The 14,680-nt window shown below is 42.9% G+C and carries 17 protein-coding genes; 15 read left to right on the top strand and 2 right to left on the bottom strand.

Annotated features, from left to right (window positions below):
* Nucleotides 1–252: 252 nt before the first annotated feature.
* Nucleotides 253–432 carry a YhzD family protein gene (locus FED51_RS06475; RefSeq protein ID WP_010897332.1) on the bottom strand — a complete coding sequence of 60 codons (180 nt, stop codon included), beginning with the start codon at nucleotides 430–432 and terminating at the stop codon, nucleotides 253–255.
* Between the two features lie 147 nt (nucleotides 433–579).
* Here FED51_RS06475 and FED51_RS06480 point away from each other — a divergent pair, with 147 nt between their 5' ends.
* The 15 genes from FED51_RS06480 to FED51_RS06545 all read left to right on the top strand — a co-directional run bounded on the left by FED51_RS06480 (nucleotide 580) and on the right by FED51_RS06545 (nucleotide 13,378).
* On the top strand, nucleotides 580–1,329 hold the full coding sequence (locus tag FED51_RS06480) for a hypothetical protein (protein WP_053431637.1): 750 nt from the start codon (nucleotides 580–582) through the stop codon (nucleotides 1,327–1,329).
* Nucleotides 1,330–1,381: 52 nt separating this feature from the next.
* Nucleotides 1,382–1,789 carry a GntR family transcriptional regulator gene (locus tag FED51_RS06485; protein ID WP_053431636.1) on the top strand — a complete coding sequence of 136 codons (408 nt, stop codon included), beginning with the start codon at nucleotides 1,382–1,384 and terminating at the stop codon, nucleotides 1,787–1,789.
* The gene (locus FED51_RS06490) at nucleotides 1,786–2,643 is read left to right on the top strand and encodes an ATP-binding cassette domain-containing protein (protein ID WP_053431635.1); all 858 of its coding nucleotides are present in this window, start codon (nucleotides 1,786–1,788) and stop codon (nucleotides 2,641–2,643) included. Before FED51_RS06485 ends, FED51_RS06490 begins: the two co-directional genes overlap by 4 nt.
* A gap of 30 nt (nucleotides 2,644–2,673) precedes the next feature.
* The gene (locus FED51_RS06495) at nucleotides 2,674–3,573 is read left to right on the top strand and encodes an ABC transporter ATP-binding protein (RefSeq protein ID WP_053431634.1); all 900 of its coding nucleotides are present in this window, start codon (nucleotides 2,674–2,676) and stop codon (nucleotides 3,571–3,573) included.
* The gene (locus tag FED51_RS06500) at nucleotides 3,566–4,843 is read left to right on the top strand and encodes an ABC transporter permease (protein ID WP_053431633.1); all 1,278 of its coding nucleotides are present in this window, start codon (nucleotides 3,566–3,568) and stop codon (nucleotides 4,841–4,843) included. Before FED51_RS06495 ends, FED51_RS06500 begins: the two co-directional genes overlap by 8 nt.
* 94 nt (nucleotides 4,844–4,937) lie before the next feature.
* Nucleotides 4,938–5,207 (top strand): hypothetical protein, encoded by a 270-nt coding sequence (locus FED51_RS06505; RefSeq protein ID WP_010897338.1) that lies wholly within the window; start codon nucleotides 4,938–4,940, stop codon nucleotides 5,205–5,207.
* Nucleotides 5,208–5,256: 49 nt separating this feature from the next.
* Nucleotides 5,257–6,090, top strand: coding sequence for a membrane protein insertase YidC (yidC, locus tag FED51_RS06510; RefSeq protein WP_041820389.1), 834 nt, complete (start codon nucleotides 5,257–5,259; stop codon nucleotides 6,088–6,090).
* Nucleotides 6,091–6,312: 222 nt separating this feature from the next.
* Nucleotides 6,313–7,530, top strand: a complete 1,218-nt coding sequence (locus tag FED51_RS06515) for an ISL3-like element IS651 family transposase (RefSeq protein WP_138090344.1) — start codon at nucleotides 6,313–6,315, stop codon at nucleotides 7,528–7,530.
* A gap of 69 nt (nucleotides 7,531–7,599) precedes the next feature.
* A complete protein-coding gene (locus FED51_RS06520; RefSeq protein WP_010897341.1) occupies nucleotides 7,600–7,956 on the top strand; it encodes a hypothetical protein in 357 nt (118 codons plus the stop codon).
* A gap of 153 nt (nucleotides 7,957–8,109) precedes the next feature.
* Entirely contained in the window at nucleotides 8,110–8,256 is a 147-nt protein-coding gene (locus FED51_RS21045; protein ID WP_175414310.1) for a hypothetical protein, read from the top strand.
* Between the two features lie 271 nt (nucleotides 8,257–8,527).
* Nucleotides 8,528–9,211 carry a response regulator transcription factor gene (locus FED51_RS06525; protein WP_053431632.1) on the top strand — a complete coding sequence of 228 codons (684 nt, stop codon included), beginning with the start codon at nucleotides 8,528–8,530 and terminating at the stop codon, nucleotides 9,209–9,211.
* On the top strand, nucleotides 9,208–10,638 hold the full coding sequence (locus tag FED51_RS06530; RefSeq protein ID WP_053431631.1) for a sensor histidine kinase: 1,431 nt from the start codon (nucleotides 9,208–9,210) through the stop codon (nucleotides 10,636–10,638). The genes FED51_RS06525 and FED51_RS06530 overlap by 4 nt, the downstream gene beginning before the upstream one ends.
* A 10-nt stretch (nucleotides 10,639–10,648) precedes the next feature.
* A complete protein-coding gene (locus FED51_RS06535; protein WP_053431630.1) occupies nucleotides 10,649–11,848 on the top strand; it encodes an MFS transporter in 1,200 nt (399 codons plus the stop codon).
* 232 nt (nucleotides 11,849–12,080) lie between these two features.
* Nucleotides 12,081–13,043: a 3'-5' exoribonuclease YhaM gene (yhaM, locus tag FED51_RS06540; RefSeq protein ID WP_053431629.1), complete on the top strand. Its 963-nt coding sequence runs from the start codon at nucleotides 12,081–12,083 to the stop codon at nucleotides 13,041–13,043.
* Nucleotides 13,044–13,102: 59 nt separating this feature from the next.
* A complete protein-coding gene (locus FED51_RS06545; RefSeq protein ID WP_083445574.1) occupies nucleotides 13,103–13,378 on the top strand; it encodes a sporulation YhaL family protein in 276 nt (91 codons plus the stop codon).
* A 153-nt stretch (nucleotides 13,379–13,531) separates the two neighbouring features.
* Here the strand turns inward: FED51_RS06545 and FED51_RS06550 are convergent, their stop codons facing one another.
* Entirely contained in the window at nucleotides 13,532–14,533 is a 1,002-nt protein-coding gene (locus FED51_RS06550) for a peptidylprolyl isomerase (protein ID WP_053431628.1), read from the bottom strand.
* Between the last annotated feature and the right edge of the window lie 147 nt (nucleotides 14,534–14,680).

Below are 14,680 nucleotides of genomic sequence, written 5' to 3' on the forward strand. Positions count from 1 at the left end.
GTGGGATTTTTGGTATGGTTTTTCACCTCCCCATAAACCAAGCTTTCGTATAGTCGAGCCATCCGTATGAATTTAAGTGAACATCCTGCAATGTTGGTGGATGGTATGCATATTGGCGTAGCCGATAAAGGGGAAGAAGAACGACCTCATCTAATAGCCTTTTTTCCACGGCTTGAACGTGGTTAAGTAACACGGTGCGGGGGCTTGACAGTTGATTAAGCAAGACCGAGACAGAAACTTTTGCTCGGTCTTTTAGCGGTGGAACAATAATAGTTTTCCGGAACGGATCATGCGGTGGGTGTGCTCCTCATACCCGTGTTCCTTTAGTTTTAGCTCACCTAACTCTTTTGCTTCAGCATCAGATGAAGCTTCAAGTTGTTCATCAAGAAGTTTTTCTCCTGTTGGATCATACACGGTTAGAAAGTAATTCATGTGAAAGCCCTCCCTTGATTTTAGTGTAAAAGGAATCGCTTACATAATCAAGAAAAACGTATTTTTCACTTTTGGGATTGCAAAAAAGAATCTTTTGTTATACTGTGTATATAGATATTAACACATAAACAGTGAGGAGGATTGGGCATGAACGAACGTGAAGTACTTAAACGATTGGTCATGTTTGAGTTAAAAGCAACACCACTGCGTCGATATTTAATGGCTGCTGCTCTTATGGCACTGGCGATCTATTTTGGATCTGAAATGATGTCATTCTATATGGACGGTCAAGTTTCAATTGGAATTGTCACCTTTTTTGATTGCATTTTTTTGTTTGTCCTTGTCTATACACCATATGTATTCCGACATAGGCCATTTCAAGTCCAAGAGCTGAAAGGAAACCTCTATGTTTCTCCTTTCTTTATCTTTCTTAAACAAACACCTCTATCGGAAAAGGTGTTAATTAAAAGTCGGTTTTTTCTTCACTATCTCTTCTATATTCCGGGTACGGTGCTGATATTAAGCGGGATCTATCTATTTTCCGATGGGCTTAGACAGGCGGTGCCGATTGGTCAATTTCCGTTTTATCTTATTTCTTTTCTAGCGCTCGGGATGATCATGAGCGGCATGTTTCCAGCAGCAGAGCCTGGTGCTCTTTATCGAAATAAGCTCGTCATCTGGCTCTATGTAGTTCTCATTTACGGGGGAGCTATTGCGTTTCTAACATTGTTTTCACGGCTGACGGATGGGAATGGCTTTATCCACTTTATCGTTCATCTGAGTGTAGCTTATCCGCTTGTGACGGCAACGGGGGCTGTGATCTTAGTAGTATTATGCCATCAATTGTGGAAACTTGAGTTAAGACGGTTAGGGAGAAAAGTTGATTATCATGTGTAGTTCGTGAATGGCTCGAAAAACAACTTAAACCGCTGAAGAGAGGGGGAGTGAAGTGAAGCTTCCTATTAAAATTGAACAAAACAGTCGGTCGCCAATCTATCATCAAATCGAAGAGCAAATTAAAGCATTAATCGTTTCAGGTCATTTAAATGAAGGGGATCCCCTTCCGTCGATCCGGGCATTGGCAAAGGAAACGGCATGTAGTGTCATTACGACAAGGCGAGCGTATCAAAACTTGGAACAGGAAGGGTACATCCGAACAACTCAAGGGAAAGGGACGTTTGTTGCAAAGGTTGGAGATGAAATAAAAGAACAGACAAAGTTCTCCACTGTCTATCATACACTTTCAATGGCAATTGAAACGGGGAGGCGTCATGATTACTCATTCGAGCAGTTGTTAGACATGGTGCATACGATCATTCAGCAACAAAAAGAAAAAGAAGGGAGAGGGGAAGAATGACATGGGGTTGCCATCACTTAATCAAAAAAGTGGACGCTTCTTTTAGCCTTGGTCCGATTTCCTTTACGCTTGAACCAGGGACGGTGACGGCGCTTGTTGGCGATAACGGTTCAGGGAAATCAACGTTTTTCCGCCTGTGGATGGATCTTATCAAAGCCAATCATGGAACGTGGGAGCGGAAGGAAGGTTGGAAGGAGGATACAGCTTATGTCCCGCAACAGCTAATTGGCATTGAGGCGTTTACACTTGAGGAGTTAGCTTATCTTTATGAAGGGGTGTATGTTAAATGGGATCAGAAAACATTTGAGCGGCTTGTGGAAAGCTTTTCTTTACTGATGAAAAAACCGCTTCATTCCCTTTCTGTCGGAATGCAAAAGAAAGCCCTATTTAGTATGGCCATTGCTCGAAAGCCAAACCTATTTCTCCTTGATGAACCATTTGCAGGAGTGGATATGGATGGACAAGAGCAAATGAAGGATGAATTGATTCGTTATTTAACCGGACATGAGCAAGCGACTGTGCTTTTCGCTACTCATTCTGCGCAAGAAGTGAAAGAATTAGCAGATTACTTGTTGGTGCTTCATCAAGGTCAAATGCTCGGTTTCTATGAAAAGGACCGGCTATTATCTTCATGGGGGCGCTTCTGGCTTGAAGGAAATGCATCTGCAATTAAAAATGAGGAAAACGTCGTATCTATGAAAATAGCAGGTACGAGAATAGAAATAATAACGAGCGATGCTCTTCGTTTTGAGGAACAAATAGCAGCTGCTGCTCTTGAGAAAGTGGAGACACAACCGCTCGAGCTACACGAAATTGTTCGCTTGCTGAAAAAAAGAAACGTATCTGTGTCCTAGTTCGTATTGAAAGAAAAAAGGAGAATGCTAATGAGTTTAACAATTGATGGGGTAACCAAAAAGTTTGGCACCTTTACGGCCGTGAATAATTTACACGTGTCTGTTCCAAAGGGAGAGATGTTCGGAATGCTCGGAGCAAACGGTGCCGGTAAGACGACAACGTTTCGTATGATTCTTGGGTTGCTTGAACCGACAGAAGGAACGATTCATTGGCGAGAACAACCTTTAACTTATAAACGGACGAACTGCATCGGCTATTTACCTGAAGAGCGAGGATTATATCCAAAGCTTACCGTCAAAGAGCAACTCAAGTACCTTGGACGGCTAAAAGGGATGAAAACTCAAGACATTCAAAAAGAAATGAAAATGTGGTTGGAGCGGTTTGAAGTACCTGAATATGAACATAAACGAGTCGAACAGCTTTCAAAAGGTAATCAACAAAAAATTCAATTCATTGCGTCTGTCCTTCATCGGCCAGAGTTACTCATTTTAGATGAACCGTTCTCTGGATTGGATCCTGTCAATGTAGAACTACTGAAAAAAGCCGTCATTGACTTGAAAAAAGAAGGAACGACAATTTTATTCTCGAGTCATCGAATGGAGCACGTGGAGGAATTGTGCCAGCATCTATGCATTTTGCATCGGGGTTCACCAGTCGTCGAAGGAAATTTGAAGAATATCAAAAGAAGCTTTGGTAAGAAAAACGTTATCATTCAAGGGGAGTTTGCGCTTGAACCCCTCGTCGACATTCCAGGTGTCCTACGCCATCAAGAGACAAGTGCAGGTGCAAAATTTCAGATAGCAAATGAAGAAACAGCAAAGCTTCTTTTTCAAGCAGTAGCGACAGCAGGGTTCGTGCAAAAATTCGAATTAGAGGAACCGAGCCTGCATGACATTTTTGTAGAGAAGGTAGGGACGCGATATGAATAATTTTTGGACGGTCGTTGGCCATTCCTATATGAACAAAGTGAAATCAAAAGTATTCGTCATCTCGACAGCGGTTACCCTCACCTTCGTGCTCTTGTTTGCCAATGTGGACTTGATTATCAATCTGTTTGAAGCGGGAGAGTCGAAGGAGCCAGCACATGTTGCTATCCTTGACGAAACGGGCGAATGGTATCCGGCGATTGCAGAGGTGCTGGACAGAGAACAATCAGCTATTGTGCTGACCTCTTTTACAGAGTCCGAGAAGGAGGGGCAAGAAGCTGTATCTTCTGGTCAGTTTGACGGAATGCTTGTGCTGAGGGAAGGGGCAGATGTACCGGAGGCAACATATTATTATCAGTCGGTTAATCAAGCCGTAACGGCCGAACTTCAGCATGGAATGCAAACAGTGAAAGAAGCACAGGCAACGGCTGATCTCGGTCTGTCTGACGAACAACTCCAGCAAATCTACGCCCCTGTTTCATTTACGACAGAACCTGTAGAGGAAGGGGAGGGTGCTGTTAAAACCGAAGAAGAGGTTGCTCAGGCTTCATTCCTTGTAGTGATCTTATTATTCGTTATCTATTTTTCAGTGATCATGTATTGCAGTATGATCGCCACCGAAGTGGCAACGGAAAAATCCTCGCGAGTGATGGAAATTTTGATTTCAAGTGTATCCCCTGTTACCCATATGTTCGGGAAAATTGTCGGTATTGCTCTTGTGGCACTCAGTCAATTTTTTCTCATTGTACTCATAGGAGGAGTGAATGCACTTCTTCGGATGTCAGCTGGAACAGGAGAAGGGTTAGGGGTGGTGAGTGATTTCGTATCGTTAGACGCATTACCTGTCGGACTAATGATGTACGCACTATTGTTTTACATTTTAAGCTACTTTTTGTTTGCTACTCTTGCAGCCATGCTCGGTTCCATCGTCAGTCGTATTGAAGATGTAAACTCAGCGGTAGGCCCGATTAATTTCCTCGTCATCGTTGCGTTTTTTATCGCTATGTTTGGTATGAATGCACCAGAGTCATCGTTTGTCACGGTTACGTCATTCGTCCCGTTTTTCACACCGATGATTATGTTTTTGCGGGTGGGAATGCTTGATGTCCCGTTATGGGAAGTCGCCCTATCCATTGCCTTTTTAGTAGGAACGATCGGATTGTTTGCAATACTAGCTGCCCGTGTCTATCGAGGAGGGGTGCTATTATATGGGAATAGCTCTTCGTGGAAACATATAAAAACGGCGCTTGCTCTATCAAAACGAGAAAGGTAGGCATCTAGAGGAAAAAGTTCAAAAATCATTTTTGAAACTGCTATAGAGTGTGGTATGATGAAAATACTTTGTAATAGAAAGGAGGCGAATGAGCGTGCTTGACGTCCTTTCAGAAATGGTGGCACTATCGTTGACAATTGCCCTAGCGGTAATGGTGATTACGGCTTTTACACCGCTTTACTTTCGCACTGTAGATCGGCCGTTTCGATTAAATTGGCAGCGGAAGCAATTGGATTCGACGCATATGTCAAGCGATGTGTCCGCGTTCATTCGTCCTTTATCGGTTGTTCATCATCCGAAGGTTCACTCGATTAAGGATAAATCGTCAGCAGATGAAGAGGCTCCTTCTTTTATACTCGCTTGACAGAAAAAAGAACAACATCGGCTTAAAAGAAGGAGGATATTTGAATTATATGAAACGTCGTTTATTACTTTTCGCAGGGATTTTACTATTGGTAGCTTTAGCAGGTTGTAGTACAACGGATCCAATTACATCAGAATCGGAAGGAATTTGGAACCACTTTTTCGTATATCCGATGTCATGGCTAATTACAACGGTGGCGAACTTGCTAAACGGTAGCTACGGGCTTTCCATTATCATTGTCACCATCTTGATTCGTTTAGCTCTTTTACCTTTAACGTTAAAGCAGCAAAAAAGCATGCGTGCCATGCAAGTGATTCGCCCTGAAATGGAAGCTATTCAGAAAAAATATAAAGAGAAGGGATCAAAAGATCCGAAAGTACAGCAAGAAATGCAAAAGGAACTTCTTGGATTATATCAAAAGCACGGGGTAAACCCGATGGCAGGGTGTCTGCCTCTCTTTATCCAATTACCAATTCTCATGGCGTTCTATTTTGCGATTATGAGAACAGAGGAGATTCGTTATCATACGTTTTTATGGTTTGATCTAGGACAACCTGACTACATTTTGCCTTTTGTTGCTGGGATCACAACGTATTTTCAGTTTAAAATGACGATGAGCCATCAGCAACAGATGCAAAAGACGAATCCGTCCGATTCCGATAACCCAATGGCGAACATGATGCAAATGCAGATGAAAGTGATGCTTTATGTAATGCCGGTTATGATCATCATCGCGGGGCTATCCCTTCCATCGGCTCTTTCCCTATACTGGGTGATCGGGAACATCTTTATGATTATTCAAACGTACTTTATCGTCGTTAAAGCACCACCGTTAGAAGTCGAACAAACCAAGCAAAAATCATCGAAACCTAACAAAGCTTAAGGCCTGTGCCTTAAGCTTTTTTTTGAATGATCGGATGGTTGTTAGATGAAATAGTCATTCACCTATAGGCATGAGGATGAATAGGATAAAAAGAAAAAGAGGCTCTACAATAAATGTTGGGGTTTTTGCACAAAAGAGGGGCAAAAAAAATGCACGCAGGCTCCTTTATCCATTATCCTTGAATTGTCCAGAAACAAAGAAAGGATAGGAGCTGCGTGTACGATGAATTTTACCATGGATTTGCCCGGATTAAAAGGTGTGAAGGTCACAAAGATGGAGGAACGAGAGGACTTTATCGCGCTCCATGTAGAAATGCCGCGAACGCCTCATCGTTGCCCATCCTGCGGGGAGAGAACCGAGAGAATCCATGATTACCGCATCCAAAAAGTTCAACATCTCAAGCTCTTTGAACGGTGGGTGTATCTATTCTATCGAAAGCGCCGGTACGCGTGCAGATGCGGGAAGCGGTTTGCGGAGAAAGCCTGTTTTGTAGAGCGATATCAGCGTCAGACAGTGGAATGGAATCAAGCGTTTCGCTTACGGCTCATTCAAGGGAAGAACTTTACGGACACAGCGAATCAATTCCAAACGTCCGTGACAACTGCCATGCGCCGGTTTGATCAATTGGCGGCCCCCCTCGTGAAGAAGGTGGATCACCTTCCTCCTCGGATTGCGATTGATGATTACAAAGGGGATACGAATGCGGGGAAATATCAAGTGATCATTGCGGATGCAGATACACGGAAGCCGTTGGATATCTTACCGGATCGTAAAGCCGATACGCTTAAACGATATCTTCAAGAGAAGGGTCATCATGTAAAAACAGTCGTGATGGATCTTAGTTATACCTTCAAGTCGGCTGTTCAAAAGGCCTTAGGCCACCCGCTCATCATTGGGGATCCGTTCCATTTCTGTCGTTACATCTACTGGGCTCTGGAAGGGGTTCGCCGCCGAGTGCAAAAAGCGTTCCATCCGTATCATCGAAAACGATGTAAACGGATCAAACATCTGTTTCAGAAAGAGAGAGAAAGACTGGATGATAAGCAAAAGAAGAAGGTGGAGCGGTACTTAGAGCTATCCCCTGATTTAAGGGAAGCGTATGAGCTAAAAGAACATTTTCGTCAGTGGTATCAAGAAGCGAAGATGCAAGGAAGGGAAGGACGAATGAGCGAGGTGAAACAAGGGCTCTACGCCTTTTACCGAAGAGTGGAGGCGAGCCCGTTAAAGGAGTTCCACCGAGCCATTCAGACGCTGAAGAACTGGCAGACCGAGATCTTGAATAGCCTCGCGTTTGGCTTAAACAATGGTTTTATTGAAGGACTGAATAATCAAACGAAGGTGATTAAGAGAAATGCCTTTGGTTTTCGGCGTTATGATCGCTTGCGAAACCGTATTCTCTTGCATCATCAATTCAAACATCAGACATTCGGGGTAGGATAAGAGGGGCTCGCCCTCCTATGCCACCCCAACATTTGACTAAGAACCGAAAAAGAAGAGGAGGATGATGTCATGAATATGCAAATGCTTTGTCAACAGCACTTGCATCAAATGGTTCAAGTGAACACTCACCCGTACGGAACCTATAAAGGGTTTTTGGAACAGGTCGATCATGAAAATGTATCTTTGTTGGTTCCGATTGATGATAACGGTGATTATATGGAGATGGATAATGAAAGCTTATTTTATTCAATGAATGGCCAGGTACCACAGCAAATGATGGGAGCAAGGGGGGAAGAACGCTTTTACCCATATTATCCGTACCCTTATTTTTATCCATATCCTTATCCATTTTTTCCACGCCCGAGGCGCTGGGGACGACTCATTTTACCATTAGCTGCATTGACAGCTATCGCTGCCTTGTATTAAAGAAAGGTGAAAGAATAACAATAGAAGGTCGGGGCTGTCTCATAAGTCAAAATGATTGACTTATGGGCAGCCCTTTTGAATACAAAAAAATCGCCCCGTTCGTTATAATGTAAGTACCCACACAAACAAAATAAGAAAACGGAGGCGATTCTTTTGAGTAACTCTATAGCTACTTTCATTTATTATAACATGGACCAATTAGTCCTTCCAATGGATTTTAGCGATCTCATCCCCGAAGACCATCTGGCGCGTGTGGTGAATGACATGGTGGAAATGGTGGAGGTAGCTCACGAATGGTAAGCTACCATTATGCAATGGACAAGCTATTGACGATGGCTGAAATTTGCTATACTACATAATAGATAGATAAAGGGCTCTCTTTAGTGAATTTTCTTCGAGATAAAGGGTGTTTTCCCAGGAAATAATATGGAATGAGACTTAAAAGCCGTGGTCGTTTCATGAAAAGTATGGGAAACCGATCAAAAAGTTTGAATTCGTTTATTCTCGGATTGAAAATCAGTTAAAATAATCGATAAGTATCGCTAGAAAGCGGTATAAAGGAGGATGCAAGATGTCGGAATATCTCGTGCATTTAGTAGAAGATGAAGCAAATCTTTCTGAAGTATTAAAAGCGTATCTTGAAAAAGAAGGATGGAGTGTGAGAGTGTTTACTGATGGAAATGCAGCACAAGAAGCCATTAGTGAACAACAGCCTCACTTATGGATACTAGATATTATGCTTCCGGGAACAGATGGTTATCAATTATTAAAGCAAATTAAAGAAAAAGGGGATACCCCTGTCATTTTCATCTCGGCTCGGGATCAAGACTTGGATCGGGTTTTAGGACTTGAGATGGGGAGTGACGATTATTTAGCTAAGCCTTTTCTGCCGCAAGAATTAATTATTCGAGCGAAAAAGCTTTTAAATCGTGTTTACGGTTCCTCGTCACAGGAGCAACGAAAGATCGAAATTAATCATTATGTCATTGATCCAGTGGGACGTACGGTCATCGATCAAGAAAATAATGATGAGTCTGTCGATTTGACAACAAAAGAGATGGATTTAATCTTGCTATTGACAGGAGACATCGGCAAAGCATTCTCTCGAGAGCGGATCATTGAGCATGTATGGGGAGAAAATTATTTCGGCTCTGAGCGTGCGGTTGATGATGTCGTTCGGAGGGTGCGTAAGAAAATGCCGCGGATTCATTTAGAGACATTATATGGTTACGGGTACAGGGTTCTCTCTTCATGATTCGCGTCAATTTAACACAAAGGATTTGGCTTGCCTTTTTCTCACTCATCTTTCTCGTGGGACTGTCAATCATTATTATTTATCCTATTTCGATTAAAGGAACGATGACAGAAGAGACCTATCGTATGATCGAATTAGCGCAGGCACGTCAGGTGAACCCTTTGATTGATTATATGAATCCGCCGCGAAATGATGTCGATTTCCGAGAACGCCAAGAAGCCGATACGTTCGTTTACCACTTTCAAATTAATTCATCTCTTGGTGAATCGGCCTATGGAGATGTTCCACAGCCGACCGAGGTGTTACATGAAATGGCCCAAAAGGCGTTTAATCAAGAGCAGTCCAGAGGTCGTTACGAATTAAGCTATAATGGTGCAACGATTTTTTATGTGGTAACGAAATTTAACAGCTTTGGGCGAGAAGGCTATTTAATCTCTTACATGTGGGACACGTATCGCGATTCGATGGTCAACCGATTATGGGAACGACTGCTTTATATTTTATTGCTCTCAAGTGCCCTAAGTTTGTTGCCGGCCATTTGGTTAAAGCATTATTTGCGTCAGCCGCTCATTCTATTAGGAAACCGTCTCGAACAAATAGCTGATCGAAATTGGAAAGAGCCTTTCAAGTGGGAAGGCGACGAAGATTTTCAGAAGCTATCAAATCAATTTGAACGGATGCGGCAAAACCTTGTTCGCTATGACCAGTCACAGAAAACATTTATTCAGCACGCCTCTCATGAATTAAAGACGCCGATTATGGTTATTAAAAGCTATGCCCAATCAGTAAAAGATGGCATTTTACCAAAAGATTCGATTGAGAAGACAATGGATGTCATTTCGGAAGAAGCGAATCGTATGGAGCGTCGAGTGATTGACATGCTCTATTACACAAAGCTCGATTCGATTAAAGAGGAACGGGTGGAGCACTCGGTGTTTCTCTTTGGTAAAGTTGCGTTTACGATCGAAGAACGTTTTCGCATGCAGCGGGAAGATGTAAAAATAATCGTTGAAGGCGCAGATAAGAAAATATTTGGAGATGAAGAACAAATTGAAGTTCTTCTCGAAAATTTAATAGAAAACGCCTTACGTTATGCAAAAGATACCATTTGGATTCGAGCAACCGAAGATGCTGACTTGTTGAAAATTAGCGTTGAAAACAACGGCAAGCCCATTCCGGATGCAGATCTGCCACAATTGTTTAATCCGTTTTATAAAGGAAACAAAGGGAAGTTTGGGCTCGGGCTTGCGATAGTTAAGCAAATTGCTGAACTCCACCAAGGAGAAGCGGTCGTTGAAAATACGGGACAAGGTGTGAAATTTACGATCTCGATTCCTGCTGTGAAAGAGGAAAAAGAGAAGAAGCAGAAGAAAAGGCGAGATCGAAAAGTAACTAATGGAGAAGGAGTTCAAAAACGTTTAAAGTAGGGATGTTTAGATGACCCGTTCTGAACGAAAACCGTTGCTCATGCTGATGGTCAATATGTTTGTCGTCATGATGGGCATCGGCTTAGTTATTCCCATTCTACCTTATTATATTGAAGCATTCGGGGCATCGAGCGTTGAACTAGGATTGTTAATTGCCATCTTTTCATTCATGCAATTTTTGTTGGCCCCTTTTTGGGGAAGACTCTCTGATAAAGTGGGGCGAAAGCCGTTAATTGCGGTAGGTATGTTCGGCTTTGCTGTAGCAGAATTTATTTTTGCTTTTGCCACACAGTTCTGGATGTTGTTCGTGTCCCGAATACTTGCAGGGGCATTTGGTTCAGCGGTTATGCCAGCCGCGATGGCGTATGTGTCTGATCGGACGAGCGAAGAAAAACGAGGACATGGCATGGGGCTGCTTGGTGCGTCTATGGCTCTCGGAATTGTCGTCGGCCCAGGGATTGGTGGTTGGCTAGCAGAATTCAGCTTAGCGACACCATTTTTATTCGCTGGGTTTGCGGCTTCTTTCGCTGCCATATTCTCACTCTTATGGCTTCCTGAATCGTTACCGTTAGAAAAGCGTAAAACTGAAGTGGAACCTGTGAACCAATTTGTGCAAATGTGGCAGGCGGTCCGCAGTCCTATCGGTTTTTTGCTCTTTCTTGTGTTTGGGTTGAGCTTTGGACTAGCCAATTTTCAAACGATTTTTGGCATCTTTGCCCTTCATCGCTTTCACTATAATCCGAGTGAAGTTGGATTCATCATGGTGCTCACAGGGATCGTAGGTGCGATCGCCCAAGGCAGTCTAGTAGGAAGATTAACTGAAAGATATGGAGAGGAAAAAGTAGTCCTTGGTTCTCTCAGTCTGAGCGGTATAGGGTTTTTAATCATGATGCTAGCATTTAATTATTGGACGGTTATTGCAACTACGTGCTTGTTCTTTTTAGGAAACTCGATTTTGCGCCCAGCCGTTCAATCTTTTCTATCGAAAATGGCAGAGGATCAGCAAGGAATGATCATGGGCTTGAATAACTCCTTTCTTAGTTTAGGAAACGTCGTAGGAGCCCTTCTAGCAGGTTTATTATTTGAGTGGAATATGTTTCTCCCTTACACCGTTGGCGCGTTCGTTATGTTCGCTAGTTTAGGTGCAACCTTTCGTTGGTTGTCAAAAAGAGCAAGTCAAGGGAAGCACCCTGAGAAGTCGAGCCCGTGATAGGTTCGGCTTTTTTCCAGTAAAGAATGAAGATCATTCGAAAGTTAAGTATAAGTGCTACTACAGCTTTGCTAAAGGATCCGGCTATCCCTGAGTTTTGTTTAGGAATGCCTAGATATGTGGTAGAGCTGTTCATCACTTTTATCGCTCGCATAGGGAAGGCTGTGAAAGAAGGACTATGCTATAATAATGATAAACTCGTAGGGAAACGAAGATTAGAGGTGAGGAACTGTTGAGCAGAGGCATTTTGTATTATCAAGTAGGGGAAGCGCTAGAAAGCTATTTTTTGATTAAATCGGCAACAAAGGCGGTTGCAAGCAACGGTAAGCCATTTTTGACGTTGATCCTAAGTGATCACACGGGGGAGATTGAGGCAAAGTTATGGGGCTGTTCTCCTGAAGATGAGGCGACGTTTGTGAGTGGGGCCATCGTTCATATTAGTGGACAACTATCTGAATACCGCGGCAGACAGCAACTGAAAATTGGGAGCATACGACCAACGACGGCGATAGACCAAGTGAAAGTATCTGATTTTGTTCGCTCTGCCCCCCTTTCGCCTGACGATATGTTGGAACAAATTACGCAATACATCTTTGAAATGAAAAACCCGAAGATTCAACGAATGACACGTCACCTCTTAAAAAAGCATCAGACAGCCTTTTTGGAGTATCCAGCAGCCACAACCAATCATCACGAGTTTGTATCAGGGCTTGCGTATCACGTCGTTTGTATGTTGAATGTTGCGAAGTCTTTAGCCGCGCTTTATCCGACACTTGATACAGATCTGCTCTATGCTGGCATCATTTTGCATGACCTCGGAAAAGTAAAAGAGCTATCAGGGCCTATTGATACAACGTATACGATTGAAGGAAAATTACTCGGGCACATCTCCATTTTAGTGAATGAGATTGGGGAGACAGCCAATGAGCTCGGCATAGAAGGCGAGGAAGTGGTTATCCTTCAACACCTTGTTCTTGCCCATCATAGCAAGGGAGAGTGGGGAAGTCCAAAGCCACCGCTGATCCGTGAAGCTGAAATTTTACATATGATTGATAACATTGACGCCAAGATGAACATGATGGATCGCGCCTTGGAACGGGTACAACCAGGAGAGTTTTCAGAGCGAATCAAGGCAATGGACAATCGCTCTTTCTACAAACCGAATTTTCATGAACCCCCTTTAGATCTTTCATAGCATAACTTGTCTCTCCTTTTCATAGAATGTGAAAGAAATGAAAAGGAGGGGACAAAGTTATGAGCACGCCATCTAATAATCGTCTTTTAGCTTTACTTCTTGTAGCTGTAATGGTAGTTATTTTTCTTCTCACCCAAACCCCTTTAGGCTCTTTTCTAGCTAGCAGTCCGTGGTGGGTCTACTTTGTGATTGCAGGTATTCTTCTAAGCGGCTATCTTTCGGTAAAATATACGATTGAGGATCGCAAAACGGATCAAGAATGGATTGAGAAGGAAGGAGAAGCGTTCTTAGAACGTGTTCGAGAAAAGCGAGCTGTCGAACAAAAAGAAGACTAAAAAGCGATCGATGGATCAGGCATTGGACAGTGAGTCTGATCCGTTTTTGTGTTATTTAGGAGTTACATTCCAGGTAATTCCACACAAATGAACCGATTGTTCCATCAAAAAAAGGCACCTTAAGCCTAGCTGTAAAGGTGCCTTTCAAGTTCATTACGATTCGTCTTCCTCTTCAGCGTTTTCATCAGCATCCTCTGCTTGGTCTTCTGCCTCGTCGCTCGCGTCCTCACCGTCTATTTCAGGTGTATCTTCTACAGGAGGAGCATCCGGTAGGTCAAAAAGTCCTTCAAATTGATCATCAAGAACGTTAATATCTGCTTGGGCAAGCAAGTCACGTAACACTTCCTCTTGGGTACGGGAACGTTCTCTCATGAGGGTGTCATGAATTTTTTCTTCTAGTTCTTCATAAGAGTCCTTGCGATCGGTAACTAAAATAATGTGGTATCCATACGTGGACTCTACTGGTTCACTAACCTCATCGATCTCCATGTTAAAGGCCGCTTCCTCAAACTCAGGGACCATGTCTCCTTTACCAAAGAAGCCAAGATCACCGTTGTTCGCTTCAGCGCTAGGATCAACAGAATATTCACTTGCCAATTCTGCAAAATCATCACCTGCTTCAAGGCGATCAAGCACTTCCTCGGCCGTCTCTTCATCTTCGACTAAGATGTGGCTCGCTTCCACTTCGATCAAAGAGTCACGATTCTCATCAAAGTACGCTTGTTTTTCCTCATCTGTGATTTCAACACCTTCAACCGCTAGTTTCTCAAGGACTAAAGGTGGTAGAATATACTCATTTACGAACTCCTCTTTGTTTTCGACGGTGATGCCAAATTGGTTGCTTAATGCATCAAGCATTTCATCGTCAGTTTCTACCCCGATTTGGCTTTTGAATGTTTCGAGTTCTTCATCAATCTCTTCCTGTGGGATTTCCACTGAGTCTGCTGCTTGGGAAATTAAATGTCTTTGAACAAGTTCTTGAAGAATAGCCTCTCCATAGCGTTCTTTTAACATGTCGACGAATTCAGCATCAGAAATTTCGTGTCCATCGACTTCGACAACGGCTTGGCCACTAGAGCCTGCGTCATCGTTATTGCATGCACCTAAAATCATCATGCAAGCTAGTCCAGCAATTAATAAATGGCGTTTTTTCATCGTTTTCCACTCCCTCATTATCAAAAACAAATTGAAGTAAGTTCCTTTTTTTCATAAGGTGTACAGACCTAACTATAGCACAAATTGCCCCAAAGAAAAAAGGGTTCATTTGACGCAACTTTTCTAGAGAAAAGGAAAGGTTAGGTT

The sequence above is a fragment of the Halalkalibacterium halodurans genome (assembly GCF_005671335.1).
In the GTDB taxonomy this organism is placed as follows: Bacteria; Bacillota; Bacilli; order Bacillales; family Bacillaceae_D; genus Halalkalibacterium; species Halalkalibacterium halodurans.

Excerpts from the sequence above, each read along its gene's own strand:
- FED51_RS06475 (WP_010897332.1), bottom strand. The coding sequence starts at position 432 with ATGAATTACTTTCTAACCGTGTATGATCCAACAGGAGAAAAACTTCTT.
- FED51_RS06480 (WP_053431637.1), top strand. The coding sequence starts at position 580 with ATGAACGAACGTGAAGTACTTAAACGATTGGTCATGTTTGAGTTAAAA.
- FED51_RS06490 (WP_053431635.1), top strand. The coding sequence starts at position 1,786 with ATGACATGGGGTTGCCATCACTTAATCAAAAAAGTGGACGCTTCTTTT.
- FED51_RS06495 (WP_053431634.1), top strand. The coding sequence starts at position 2,674 with ATGAGTTTAACAATTGATGGGGTAACCAAAAAGTTTGGCACCTTTACG.
- FED51_RS06500 (WP_053431633.1), top strand. The coding sequence starts at position 3,566 with ATGAATAATTTTTGGACGGTCGTTGGCCATTCCTATATGAACAAAGTG.
- yidC (WP_041820389.1), top strand. The coding sequence starts at position 5,257 with ATGAAACGTCGTTTATTACTTTTCGCAGGGATTTTACTATTGGTAGCT.
- FED51_RS06515 (WP_138090344.1), top strand. The coding sequence starts at position 6,313 with ATGAATTTTACCATGGATTTGCCCGGATTAAAAGGTGTGAAGGTCACA.
- FED51_RS06520 (WP_010897341.1), top strand. The coding sequence starts at position 7,600 with ATGAATATGCAAATGCTTTGTCAACAGCACTTGCATCAAATGGTTCAA.
- FED51_RS06525 (WP_053431632.1), top strand. The coding sequence starts at position 8,528 with ATGTCGGAATATCTCGTGCATTTAGTAGAAGATGAAGCAAATCTTTCT.
- FED51_RS06530 (WP_053431631.1), top strand. The coding sequence starts at position 9,208 with ATGATTCGCGTCAATTTAACACAAAGGATTTGGCTTGCCTTTTTCTCA.
- FED51_RS06535 (WP_053431630.1), top strand. The coding sequence starts at position 10,649 with ATGACCCGTTCTGAACGAAAACCGTTGCTCATGCTGATGGTCAATATG.
- FED51_RS06545 (WP_083445574.1), top strand. The coding sequence starts at position 13,103 with ATGAGCACGCCATCTAATAATCGTCTTTTAGCTTTACTTCTTGTAGCT.
- FED51_RS06550 (WP_053431628.1), bottom strand. The coding sequence starts at position 14,533 with ATGAAAAAACGCCATTTATTAATTGCTGGACTAGCTTGCATGATGATT.